This window comes from Gordonia marina (genome assembly GCF_052036135.1).
GTDB lineage: Bacteria > Actinomycetota > Actinomycetes > Mycobacteriales > Mycobacteriaceae > Gordonia.
Genome location: NZ_JBPSDN010000003.1, coordinates 47,654 through 60,562 on the forward strand (window position 1 = coordinate 47,654; position 12,909 = coordinate 60,562).

The 12,909-nt window shown below is 69.9% G+C and carries 8 protein-coding genes; 6 read left to right on the forward strand and 2 right to left on the reverse strand.

Annotation, left to right across the window (positions count from 1 at the left end):
* Positions 1-26: 26 nt before the first annotated feature.
* Positions 27-1,541, reverse strand: coding sequence for a flavin-containing monooxygenase (locus ACSEEN_RS02215; protein ID WP_298441698.1), 1,515 nt, complete (start codon positions 1,539-1,541; stop codon positions 27-29).
* A gap of 139 nt (positions 1,542-1,680) precedes the next feature.
* On the opposite strand from ACSEEN_RS02215, the gene ACSEEN_RS02220 reads away from it, so the two are divergent.
* Positions 1,681-2,892, forward strand: coding sequence for a PucR family transcriptional regulator (locus tag ACSEEN_RS02220; protein WP_298441696.1), 1,212 nt, complete (start codon positions 1,681-1,683; stop codon positions 2,890-2,892).
* Between the two features lie 339 nt (positions 2,893-3,231).
* On the opposite strand, the gene ACSEEN_RS02225 is transcribed toward ACSEEN_RS02220, so the two are convergent.
* Positions 3,232-4,683 (reverse strand): short-chain fatty acyl-CoA regulator family protein, encoded by a 1,452-nt coding sequence (locus ACSEEN_RS02225; protein WP_440712184.1) that lies wholly within the window; start codon positions 4,681-4,683, stop codon positions 3,232-3,234.
* Positions 4,684-4,802: 119 nt separating this feature from the next.
* Here ACSEEN_RS02225 and prpD point away from each other — a divergent pair, with 119 nt between their 5' ends.
* From prpD to ACSEEN_RS02250, 5 genes are all read left to right on the forward strand, one after another.
* On the forward strand, positions 4,803-6,305 hold the full coding sequence (gene prpD, locus ACSEEN_RS02230; protein ID WP_440712185.1) for a 2-methylcitrate dehydratase PrpD: 1,503 nt from the start codon (positions 4,803-4,805) through the stop codon (positions 6,303-6,305).
* Between the two features lies 1 nt (position 6,306).
* Positions 6,307-7,227 (forward strand): methylisocitrate lyase, encoded by a 921-nt coding sequence (gene prpB, locus ACSEEN_RS02235; protein ID WP_298441692.1) that lies wholly within the window; start codon positions 6,307-6,309, stop codon positions 7,225-7,227.
* Positions 7,224-8,357 carry a bifunctional 2-methylcitrate synthase/citrate synthase gene (locus tag ACSEEN_RS02240; protein ID WP_440712186.1) on the forward strand — a complete coding sequence of 378 codons (1,134 nt, stop codon included), beginning with the start codon at positions 7,224-7,226 and terminating at the stop codon, positions 8,355-8,357. The genes prpB and ACSEEN_RS02240 overlap by 4 nt, the downstream gene beginning before the upstream one ends.
* Positions 8,358-8,502: 145 nt before the next feature.
* Complete coding sequence (locus ACSEEN_RS02245; RefSeq protein WP_371308401.1) at positions 8,503-11,892, forward strand: pyruvate carboxylase; 3,390 nt, start codon at positions 8,503-8,505, stop codon at positions 11,890-11,892.
* Positions 11,893-11,919: 27 nt separating this feature from the next.
* Positions 11,920-12,543 carry an NUDIX hydrolase gene (locus tag ACSEEN_RS02250; RefSeq protein WP_440712187.1) on the forward strand — a complete coding sequence of 208 codons (624 nt, stop codon included), beginning with the start codon at positions 11,920-11,922 and terminating at the stop codon, positions 12,541-12,543.
* Positions 12,544-12,909 lie beyond the last annotated feature (366 nt).

A 12,909-nucleotide genomic window follows, 5' to 3' on the forward strand; every position in this document is an offset into this window, starting at 1 on the left:
CGTGGGATCACTGCGGTGGTGCGGGGTCAGACCGCGGCGGGCTCCCCGTCCAGGATCTCCGCAGGCACGACCCGCTCGTAGGCGAGGAACTCGTCGTCGACGGCGCCGCGATCGAGCTGGCTGCGGTCGGCGTAGACGCTCATCGACATGGTCCACGGCTTGTCGACGCCCTGCCGGGGCAGGCCGGAGAGGGCGCGCTGGACGTAGCCGGCGCCGAAGTCGAGCAGCGGACGGGTCTCCATATCCGGCTTCGGGACCGCGCGGACGCTCGTGTAGCCGTGGGCGTCCATGTAGGTGAGCATCCGGCACCAGTACTGGCACAGCATGTCGACCTTCAGGGTCCACGAGGAGTTGGTGTAGCCGATCGCGAAAGCGAGATTCGGCAGACCGGACAGCATGACGCCGCGGTAGGCGACGCAGTCGTTCAGTTCGACCGGCTCGCCGTCGACCGCGAGGTCCATGCCGCCGAACATCTGCAGATTCAGGCCGGTGGCGGTGACGATGATGTCGGCCTCCAGCTCGCGGCCGCTCTCCAGCAGGATGCCCTTCTCGGTGAAGGTGGCGATCCGGTCGGTCACGATCGACGCGTCGCCGCGCTTGAGAGCGGAGAACATGTCGCCGTCGGGCACCACGCACAGCCGCTGATCCCACGGGTTGTACGGCGGGTTGAAGTGCGGATCCAGCGGGAAGTCCTTGCCGAGCATGGCCTTGTTGGTGCCGCGGATCACGGCGCGCATCGGCTTCGGGAAGCGCTGGCAGAGTTCGTACATCACGCGCTGCTGCAGGATGTTCTTCTCCCGCGACAGGCGGTACCCGCGCTCGGCGCCGAGGACCTTCTTGAAGGCGTTGGCGATGACGTCCTCGCGCGGCAGCGGGATCACGTAGGTGGGCGTGCGCTGGAGCATGGTGACGTGCTCGGCGTCGTCGGTCATCGACGGGATCAGGGTGACGGCGGTGGCGCCGGAGCCGATCACGACCACGCGCTTGCCGCGGTAGTCCAGGTCCTCGGGCCAGTGCTGCGGGTGGACGATCTGGCCGGTGAAGCGCTCGGCGCCCGGGAAGTCCGGGGTGAAGCCCTCGTCGTAGTTGTAGTAGCCGGTGCCGGCGAAGATCCACCGCGCCTTGATCAGCTCGGTGGCACCGTCCTCGCCCTTATCGGTATCGGCGACGGCGACGTGCCACGCCTGATCCTCGGTGCTCCAGTCGGCGCCGATCGCCCGGCGGTGCAGGCGGATCTTCCCGGTCAGGTCGTCGTCGTTGACGGCTTCCCGCAGGTAATCGAGGATGCGGTCGGCGTCGGCGATCGACTGGTTGTCGGTCCACGGCTTGAAGCCGAAGCCGAAGGTGTGCAGGTCGGAGTCGGACCGGATGCCCGGGTACTTGAACAGGTCCCAGGTGCCGCCGATGGTGTGTCGCGATTCCAGGATCTCGAACGAGCGCTCCGGATGCTCGGTGGTCAGGTAGTGCGCGGCGCCGATGCCGGAGATGCCGGCGCCGATGATCAGTACATCGAGGATTCCGGCGTTGGTGTCGGTGGTCATGCGAGTCCGTTCGCTAGGGCGGGCGGCTGGGCGACGCCGGGTGCGTCACCGTTATGTATCAATGATCGTTGGTAACAATGCCGCCTGGCAAGAGTGAATCGCACCAAATTGTGCTCCAGATTGGTGCACAATCAATCACGTGCTCGATGAACCGGTGGAACCCGAGATCGCCGAACTGATCCGGCGGGGCGTTCAGGTGGTCCTCGCCGCACCGCCGGAATGGGCGCAGGCGCTCGACGAGAGCGTGCTCCAGGGCACCGGGATGGACGTGGTCGCCGAAGATCCCGAGCTCCTCGGCATCGCGATGGCCACCTCCACGGCGAACATCGAGCACTGGGCGGCGGCGAATCTCGCCGCGCCCGGCCTGCGCGTCAGCGTCCGGGCCAGCGACGACACGGAGATCTTCGTCCGCGATCTGGTGCGCCGGGGCATGGATGCGACCGCGCTCGACGCGTTCCGGACCTCGCAGAACGTCGCGTGGCAGCTGTGGATGCAGATCTGCTTCGCCCTCACCGACGACCGGGACCTCCTGCGGCGGCTACTCGAGGTCACCTCGACGTCGATCGCCACCTACATCGACGACACCGTGCGTTCGCTGGCCGAGATGATCGACGTCGCCCGCGCCGAACTCGCCGGTGACACCCACGCGCAACGACGCGCCGCGGTGGCGCTGATCCTCGAGGGGGCGCCCGTCTCCGACGCGCGGGCCCATGCGCAGCTCGGCTACCGGCTCGACGGCCCGCAGCTGGCCGCGGTGATCTCCGGCGGCCCGCGGGTCTCGGCCGATCACCTGGAGTCGGCGTGCGAGGCGATCATGCAGGCCGGCGGCATCGCGCGGCGCCTGGTGGTTCTCGCCGGCGTCTCGCAGCTGTGGGTGTGGTTCCCCGCCGTCGACGTCGATCCGGGCCCGGCGGTGCGCAGCCACGGTGACGTGCACATCGCGCTGGGTGCCCCCGGGGAGGGGCGGGAAGGCTTCCGGCGCAGCCACTTTCAGGCACTGACCGCGCACCGCATTCTGCAGCGGGCGGGCGGGGACCGGCGTACCGCGCGGTATGACGAGGTCCGGATGATCGACGCGCTGAGCGACGACGAGGAGAAGGTGACCGACTTCGTCACCGCCACCCTCGGCGATCTGCTCGACGCCGACCCGGAGGTCGCCGAGTGTCTGCGGGTCTGGTTCACCCAGCAGTGCAACGCGAGCGCGACCGCCGCGCGCCTGTACACGCACCGCAACACGGTCGTGCGCCGGCTGGCCCGGGCCGAAGAACTCCTCCCGATCCCGCTGGCCGACAACGCGATCGCCGTCGCCGCGGCGCTGGAGGTGCGCCACTGGCGGGGTTCGCCGGGGTGAGTCCGCGTCGGGCGGTCCACGGTGCCCCGGGGGGGCTTCGGGGAGTGCAGGCTTGACCGTACCGTGGCGTATCCGGCTCGATTCCTCGGAGTGATACCGATTCGCGCAGGTCGGGGTGACTTCCAGCGGAGGCTACGTCACGGTCAGGTCAGCGAGTCAGGCGTCCTTGTCGCGGCTGTGTCCGGACGTCTGGTCCACCGTTGATGAAGTGACGCCCGGGCCGCTACCGAGAGTCGTTGTTCTTCACCATCTGCTGCGGACAACGGGGATCCATACGTTCCGTCGGTGGGAACCTCGCCCGGCGGTGGCCGATTCGCAGTGGTGGGCACGGGTACGACATCAGGGGGCGGGGCGGTAGGGGAGGGCGTCGCTGATGTGTTCGTCGACGTCGATGGCGCGGCCCAGGAGGGGGAAGGCGCGCTGCGGACAGGTCGGGCGTGGGCAGACCTTGCAGCCGGCGCCGATCGGGACCACCGTCCGTTCCTCGCGCAGGTCCACCCCGGTGGCGTAGACCAGTTCGTCGGCGTGGGAGAGGTCGCAGCCCAGGCCGACGGCGAAATTCGAGGGTGTCGCCAGGTGGCCGCGCTGCATCGGGTCGGTGGTGCGCGCGAGCCAGAAGTAGGTACGGCCGTCGGGCATCTCGGACACCTGGGTGTGGACGCGGCCGGGCATCGAGAAGGCGTCGTGCACCACCCACAGCGGGCAGCTGCCGCCGACCCGGGAGAAGTGGAAGGCGGTGGCGGACTGGCGTTTCGAGATGTTCCCGGCCTTGTCGACCCGGACGAAGATGAACGGGATTCCGCGATCACCCGGCCGTTGCAGCGTCGACAGGCGGTGGCAGACGGTCTCGAAGCCGACCTCGAAGTCGCGGCTGAGCAGGTCGACGTCGTAGCGCACCCGGCGGGCGGCGGCGGCGAACTGGGTGTACGGGAGCAGCAGGGCGCCGGCGAAGTAGTTGGCGAGGCCGGTGCGCGCGACCGGGACCGAGCCGGGGTCGAGCTGATCTCCGGCGTCGTCGATCAGCCGGTCGATCAGGTCCCGCTGGCTGAGCAGGGCGAGCTGGGTGGCGAGTTGGAAGGCGCGCTGGCCCGGGGTGAGGCGCCGGGCGAGGGTCACCGTGGCCGTCACCGGGTCGTACCGGCGCTTGGGCACCGCGCCGTTCGGACCGGTCTCCGCGGTGGGATCGGTCGGTGCGGCGCGGCTGATCCGGACACTGATCCCGTAGTCGGCATCCAGGACCCGGGCCAGCTGCAGATCGAGCCCGCCGACATGCAGACCGGCGCTCTCGAAGAGCGCCTCGGCCGCGTCGTCGAGTTCCGCGATGTGGTTGCGGCGGTCGTAGAAGTAGTCGCGGACCTGCTCGAACGGGGTGCCGGCGGCGGCCAGATCGTCGTACGGAACATCGGTGACGTTCCCGCGCTGGCTCTCCAGTTCGCCGGTCGCGGCGGTGAGCCGCCGGTGCAGGGTGACCAGGGTGCGGCCGACGCCGGGCATCCGGGACACGAGTTCGGTGATCTCGGCCGGTGGCAACGACCCGTCGCCGTGGGCGAGCAGCACGTCGGCGAGGTCCGCGGTGAGCCGCGCGTCGGGGTCGGCGGCGAAGAAGTCGGGGGCGAGGTCGAACTCGCGGGTGAGTCGCAGGAGGACCGGGACGGTGATCGGACGGGCGTCGTTCTCCAGCTGATTCACGTAGCTGGTCGACAGATCGAGCCGGCGGGCCAGGGCGGCCTGCGAGATGCCGCGGTCGTCGCGGAGTCGCCGCAACCGCGCGCCCACGTACGTCTTCGCCATGACGGTCAGTCTACCCGCCGGAGCGTCCGCAAAGTTCGCAGAATCGGTCTTTGACGTTCGCAGAAATACGCATTTGCCAGGTCTTTTCATCGCATGGACGGTCTGCGTACGGTGCGAACATGATCAATCACGAGGTGTACACGCGTCGCAGTTCCGAGGTCTTCCCCAAGGAGGACCACCTGGCCTACAAGGTCGCCCAGATCGCCGTCGATCCGGTGGAGGTCCCGGCCGAGACGGCCGAGATGATCGTCAACCGGATCATCGACAACGCCGCGGTGAGCGCGGCCTCGGTGGCCCGCCGCCCGGTCACCAGCGCCCGTCGCCAGGCCCAGACCCGGCCGATCACCGGCGGTTCCGGCGTCTTCGGTATCGACGGTGAGTACGCGCCGGAGTGGGCCGCCTGGGCCAACGGCGTCGCGGTCCGCGAGCTCGACTTCCACGACACCTTCCTGGCCGCCGAGTACAGCCACCCGGGTGACAACATCCCCGCGCTCGTCGCCGTCGGCCAGCGCGTCGGCGCCAGCGGCCACGACCTGATCCGCGGCCTGGCCACCGCGTACGAGGTCCAGGTGGACCTGGTGAAGGGCATCTGCCTGCACGAGCACAAGATCGACCACGTGGCGCACCTCGGCCCGTCGGTCGCCGCCGGTCTGGGCACCATGCTCGGCCTCGAGATCGACACCATCTACCAGGCCGTCGGCCAGGCGCTGCACCTCACCACCGCCACCCGCCAGTCGCGCAAGGGCGAGATCTCCAGCTGGAAGGCCTACGCCCCGGCGCACGCCGGCAAGATCGCCGTCGAGGCCGTCGACCGAGCCATGCGCGGCGAGGGTGCGCCGTCGCCCATCTGGGAGGGCGAGGACGGCGTGATCGCGTGGCTGCTCGGCGGCCCGGACGCCCGCTACACCGTGCCGCTGCCCGGCCCGGGCGAGGCCAAGCGCGGCATCCTGGACACCTACACCAAGGAGCACTCGGCCGAGTACCAGAGCCAGGCGCCGATCGACCTCGCGCGCCGGATGCGCGAGCGGGTCGGCAACACCGACGACGTCGAGTCGATCGTGCTGCACACCAGCCACCACACCCACTACGTGATCGGCACCGGCTCGGGCGACCCGCAGAAGTTCGACCCGAAGGCCAGCCGCGAGACCCTCGATCACTCGGTCATGTACATCTTCGCCGTCGCGCTGCAGGACGGCGACTGGGATCACGAGCGCTCGTACGCGCCGGAGCGGGCGGCCCGCCCGGACACCGTCGAACTGTGGAAGAAGATCTCCACCGTCGAGGACCCGGAGTGGACTCGCCGCTACCACTCGACCGACCCGAACGAGAAGGCCTTCGGCGCCCGCGCCGTGATCACCATGAAGAACGGCGACGTGATCGTCGACGAGCTGGCCGTCGCCGACGCCCACCCGCTCGGTGCCCGGCCGTTCGCCCGGCCGCAGTACCTGAACAAGTTCGCGCGGATGGCGCAGGGCGTCGTCGACGCGGCCGAGCAGGAGCGCTTCACCGCGGCGGCCGAGGGCCTGGCCGGTATCCCGGCCGGCGGCCTGGGTGCGCTGAACGTGCGTGTGCTCGACGAGGTGCTGGCTTCGGCGCCGGCCACCGGGGAAGGAATCCTCTGACATGAGCGCACTGTTCTCGTCGGGCGTCACCGACACCGAGAAGCGCCGGGCGCTGCGCGCCGGACTCGCCTCCGGCGAGTTGCAGCGCTGGCCCGGGGCGTTCTCGCCGCTGGTCGCGAAGATCGTCGCCGACGCCGGATTCGAGGGCGTCTACGTCTCCGGCGCGGCCCTCTCGGCCGATCTCGGGCTGCCCGACATCGGACTGACCACCCTCACCGAGGTGGCCGCCCGGGGCGGGGCGATCGCCCGGGCCACCGACCTGCCGACGCTGATCGACGCCGACACCGGGTTCGGCGAGCCGATGAGCGCCGCCCGCACCGTCGCCGTCCTGGAAGACGCCGGGCTGGCCGGATGTCACCTCGAGGACCAGGTGAACCCGAAGCGGTGCGGTCACCTCGACGGCAAGGAGGTGGTCCCGGTCGCGGACATGGTCCGGCGCCTGGGGGCCGCTGTCGGCGGTCGCCGCGACGAGAACTTCGTGATCTGCGCGCGGACCGATGCGCGCGGTGTGGAGGGACTCGATGCCGCGATCGCGCGGGCCAAGGAGTACGCCGCGGCCGGTGCCGACCTGATCTTCACCGAGGCGCTCGCCGACCTCGACGAGTTCAAGCGGTTCCGGGACGCGGTGGACGTGCCGCTGCTGGCGAACATGACCGAGTTCGGCAAGTCCGACCTGTTCACCGCCGATCAGTTCCGCGCCATCGGCTACAACGTGGTGATCTACCCGGTCACCACGCTGCGGCTGGCGATGGGCGCAGTCGAGGCCGGGCTGAAGCGGATCGCCGAGGACGGCACGCAGGAAGGCGTCCTCGACGGCATGCAGCACCGTGCCCGCCTGTACGAGTTCCTGCAGTACTCCGACTACAACGACTTCGATTCCTCCATCTTCACCTATCGCGCACCCGCGGGAGACCCGTCATGACCGAGCAGCAGAACACCGAGCCGATCGAGATCCGCAAGGGCCTGGCCGGCGTCGTCGTCGACACCACCGCCGTCTCGAAGGTGGTCCCGGAGACCAACAGCCTCACCTACCGCGGCTACGCGGTCCAGGATCTGGCCGCCACCAAGAGCTTCGAGGAGGTGGCGTACCTCCTCTGGTACGGCGAACTCCCGAACGTCCAGCAGCTCGCGCTCTTCACCCAGCGGGAGCGGGCCAACCGGCGCCTCGACCGGTCGGCGCAGGCGGTGCTGGCGCGGATCCCGGAGAACTGCCATCCGATGGACACCGTCCGCACGATGATCAGCTACCTCGGCAGCGAGGATCCGTACGAGGACGTGCCGACCCCGGAGGCCAACCTCGACAAGGGGCTGCGGATGCTCGCGGTGCTGCCGACGATCGTCGCCGCCGACTTCCGCCGTCGTCGTGGGCAGGAGCCGATCGGCCCGCACCACGGGCTGGGCTACGCGGAGAACTTCCTGAACATGTGCTTCGGCAAGGTGCCGGACAAGGAGATCGTCGACGCGTTCAACGTCTCGATGATCCTGTACGCCGAGCACAGCTTCAACGCGTCGACCTTCGCCGCCCGCGTGGTGACGTCCACTCAGTCGGACATCTACAGTGCCGTGACCGCGGCGATCGGTGCGCTCAAGGGGTCGCTGCACGGCGGCGCCAACGAGGCCGTCATGTACGACATGATCGAGATCGACCGGCCCGAACGCGCCAAGGACTGGCTGAACGCCAAGCTCGACGCCAAGGAGAAGGTGATGGGCTTCGGGCACCGCGTCTACAAGAACGGCGACTCCCGCGTCCCGACCATGTACCAGGCGCTGGAGAAGGTCTCGGCGCACGTCGGCGAGGACAAGTGGCTGAAGATCTACCACGAACTCGCCGCGACGATGGACGCCCGGACCGGGATCAAGCCGAACCTGGATTTCCCGACCGGCCCGGCGTACTTCCTGATGGGCTTCGACATTCCGATGTTCACGCCCATGTTCGTGATGAGCCGGATCACCGGCTGGACCGCGCACATCGTCGAGCAGACCCGGTCCAACGCGCTGATCCGTCCGCTCTCCGCGTACGACGGCCCGGTGCAACGTCCGATTCCGGCGTGAACCACGCGGTCAGCGTGTAAATATAGAATATTGCAAACGACGGAGAGGGCGGTCGGCGGATCCCGGGACGCCCTCCCCGTCGTTTGTGCGCCGACACCGAACACCCGGTGCGGCACCGCTCATCCGACCCGACATTGAGGCAGTGATGTTCAGAAAAGTCCTGGTGGCCAACCGCGGCGAGATCGCGGTGCGCGCCTTCCGCGCCGCGTACGAATTGGGCGCGGGCACCGTCGCGGTGTACCCGGTGGAGGACCGCAACTGCGTCCACCGCGGGAAGGCCGATGAGTCGTATCAGATCGGCGAGCCCGGCCGTCCCGTCCAGGCGTACCTGTCGGTCAGTGAACTGATCGGCGCGGCCAAACACGCGGGCGCCGACGCGATCTATCCCGGCTACGGCTTCGCCTCGGAGAACCCCGAGCTGGCCGCGGCGTGCGCGGCCGAGGGCATCACCTTCGTCGGACCCAGCGCCCGCGTGCTGGAGCTGACCGGTGACAAGAAGCAGTCGGTGCAGGCGGCGCGCGAATCCGGTCTGCCGGTGCTCGCCGGCAGCGAGCCGTCGTCGGACGTCGACGCGCTGGTCGCCGCGTCGAAGGACATGACCTTCCCGATCTTCGTCAAGGCGGTCGCCGGTGGCGGTGGCCGCGGGATGCGCCGGGTGGACGACCCGGCCGCGCTGGCCGACGCGATCGGCGCCGCCTCGCGTGAGGCGGAGGCCGCGTTCGGCAACCCGACGGTGTTCCTGGAGCAGGCGGTCGTGAATCCGCGGCACATCGAGGTGCAGATCCTCGCCGACACCCAGGGCGACGTGATCCACCTCTACGAGCGCGACTGCTCGCTGCAGCGCCGTCACCAGAAGGTGGTGGAGTTGGCGCCGGCACCGAACCTGGACCCTGATCTGCGGCGTCGCATCTGCGACGACGCCGTGAAGTTCGCCCGGCACATCGGTTACAGCTGCGCGGGCACCGTGGAGTTCCTGGTCGACGAGCGCGGCCAGCACTTCTTCATCGAGATGAACCCGCGCATCCAGGTGGAGCACACGGTCACCGAGGAGGTGACCGACGTCGACCTGGTCTCCTCGCAGCTGCGCATCGCGGCGGGCGAGTCGTTGGCCGATCTGGGGCTGTCGCAGGACGCGATCGCCGTGCACGGCGCCGCCCTGCAGTGCCGCATCACCACCGAGAACCCGGCGGACGGGTTCCGCCCGGACACCGGCCGCATCATCGTCTACCGCGCGCCGGGCGGCACCGGTGTCCGGCTCGACGGCGCCGCGGCGCTCGGCTCCGAGATCACCGGCCACTTCGATTCGATGCTGGTCAAGCTGACCTGCCGCGGCCGCGACTTCACCACCGCGGTACGACGCGCCCAGCGCGCGCTCGCCGAGTTCAAGATCCGCGGCGTGCACACCAACATCGACTACCTCAAGGCCGTGCTCGCCGACCCGGACTTCCAGGCCGGCGCCATCACGACGTCGTTCATCGACGACCGTCCGGAGCTGCTGACCGCGGTGCGCTCGCCCGAGCGCGGGTCGCGCCTGCTCAACTACCTGGCCGACGTGACCGTGCACCGGCCGCACGGGCTGGTTCCGACCGCGGTGCACCCGCACAAGAAGCTGCCGGATCTCAGCCCGGCGGTGCTCGCCGACCCGCCGGCCGGGTCCAAGCAGCGCCTGGACGCGCTGGGTCCGGAGGGCTTCGCGCGGGCGTTGCGCGAGCAGAAGGCGCTCGCCGTCACCGACACCACCTTCCGCGATGCGCACCAGTCGCTGCTCGCCACGCGTGTGCGCACGTCGGGCCTGGTCTCGGTGGCACCGTACGTCGCCGCCCTCACCCCCGAACTGCTGTCCGTCGAGTGCTGGGGCGGGGCCACGTACGACGTCGCGCTGCGCTTCCTCAAGGAGGACCCCTGGGAGCGGCTGGCGCGGCTGCGCAGGGCGCTGCCCAACGTCTGTCTCCAGATGCTGCTGCGCGGCAAGAACACCGTCGGCTACACGCCGTACCCGACGCAGGTGACCACCGCCTTCGTCGACGAGGCGGCCCGCACCGGTGTGGACATCTTCCGTATCTTCGACGCCCTGAACAGCGTCGACGCCATGCGGCCGGCCATCGACGCGGTGCGCGAGACGGGGACCACGGTCGCCGAGGTCGCCATGAGCTACACCGGGGACCTGGCGAACCCGGCCGAGGACATCTACACCCTCGACTACTACCTGCGGCTGGCCGAGCAGATCGTCGACGCCGGCGCGCACATCCTGGCGATCAAGGACATGGCCGGACTGCTGCGCCCGGCCGCGGCGCGGAAGCTGGTCGGCGCGCTGCGCGCCGAGTTCGATCTGCCGATCCACGTGCACACGCACGACACGCCGGGCGGCCAGCTGGCCACCTATCTCGCCGCCTGGGAGGCGGGTGCCGACGCCGTCGACGGGGCCAGCGCACCGCTGTCCGGCACGACGAGCCAGCCGTCGCTCTCGGCGATCGTGGCCGCCGCCGCGCACACCGACTACGACACCGGCCTGGACCTGGACAAGGTGACCTCGCTGGAGCCGTACTGGGAGGCGCTGCGCAAGATGTACGGCACCTTCGAGTCGGGCATCCCGGCGCCGACCGGCCGCGTCTACGACCACGAGATCCCCGGCGGTCAGCTCTCCAACCTGCGTCAGCAGGCGATCTCGATCGGTGTCGGCGACCAGTTCGAGGCCGTCGAGGAGGCCTACGCGGGCGCCAACCGGCTGCTCGGCCGCCCGGTCAAGGTTACGCCGTCGTCCAAGGTGGTCGGTGATCTCGCGATCGCCTTCGTGGCGCAGGGCATCACCGCCGAGGAGTTCGCGGCCGACCCGACCGCCTACGACATCCCCGATTCGGTGGTCGGCTTCCTGCAGGGTGAACTGGGTGAGCCGGCCGCCGGGTGGCCGGAGCCGCTGCGGGAGAAGATCCTGGCCGGTCGCAGTTCCTCGCTCACCGAAGAGGTGCTGTCGGCGGAGGACCAGGCGCTGCTCGCGGCTCCCGGTCCGGAGCGGCAGGCCGCGCTCAACCGGCTGCTGTTCCCCGGCCCGACCGCCGAATACCTCGCGCACCGTGCCGAATACGGCGACACCTCGCGACTGCCCGCGTACCAGTTCTTCTACGGGCTGCAGCAGGGCTACGAGCATCGCGTGATCCTGCGCGACGGCGTCCAGCTGCTGATCACGCTCGAGGCGGTCAGCGAGCCGGACGTGGCCGGCATCCGCACCGTCATGTGCACGCTGAACGGCGAACTCCGGCCGGTGCCGGTGCTCGACCGCACCGCCGACGTGACCGTCGAGGTGCGTGAACGCGCCGAGAAGGACAACCCGCATCACATCGGCGCGCCGTTCGCGGGCGTCGTGACCGTCTCGGTGCACCCCGGTGACGAGGTGGCCGCCGGCGACGTGATCGGCACCATCGAGGCGATGAAGATGGAGGCCTCCATCTCGGCGCAGACCGGGGGCGTGGTGAAGCGGGTCGTCGTGCACCCGGCCACCGAGGTGGGTGCCGGCGACCTGCTCGTCGAGCTGGAATGAGAACCGGATCGGCATAGCCTGGATGTCATGGATCTGACCCGGGACGTGGCGGCGCGGCGACTCTCCTCGTGGGAGCGCCGCGCCGCGGCGTCGTCGCCGGAGCTGAAGCGGGCGGCGGTGGCGATCACCGTGGTGCCGTCGGCGGGCTCAGGTGGCGGCGAGGGCTCGGAGCGGGGGATCTGGGTGATGCGGCGGGCCAAGTCGCTGCGCAGCCACTCGTATCAGTTCGCGCTGCCCGGCGGGCGTGTCGACCCGGGGGAGACCGCGATCGAGGCGGCCCTGCGGGAACTCGACGAGGAGCTCGGCGTATCGCTCGGCGAGGACTCGGTGATCGGCGTGCTCGACGACTACGAGACGCGCTCCGGGTACGTGATGACGCCGGTGGTGTGCTGGACCGACGAACCCGTGGTGCCGGTGCCGAGCCCGGACGAGGTGCACGAGCTGTTCTTCGTCACCCTCGACGAGGTCACCGCGCCGCCCGAGTTCGACGCGATCCCGGAATCGCCACGCCCGGTGATCCGCCTGCCGATCTTCGGCTACTGGGTGCACGCACCGACCGCGGCGGTGATCTACCAGTTCGCGGAGGTGGTCGTGCGCGGGCGACGGACTCGCGTGGACCAGCTGGAACAGCCGGTCTTCGCCTGGAAGTAGGGGCCGCGCCCGTTGCGCCACCGCCTCCGCCAGCCCGCCCCGCCACCGCCGCCTCCGCCAGCCCGTTGAGCCGGTCAAGCCGCTAGGCGCAGACCGTGTCGAAACGTCCTCTTGACTGGTGGGCGTTTCGACACGCCGCCTCGCCCTGGCGGGCTCGGCGACGGCTCAACGGGCTGAGAGGACTCGGTGGGATGTTGGGGTTCGGTGCTGTCTCGTTGAGCGGCCGCTGTCAGCTCGTGGGGTGTTACCGCTGGCCTGGTGGAGCCACCGCCGCCAGCCCGTTGAGCCGGTCAAGCCGCTAGGCGTAGACCGTGTCGAAACGCCCTCTTGACTGGTGGGCGTTTCGACACGCCGCCTCGCCCTGGC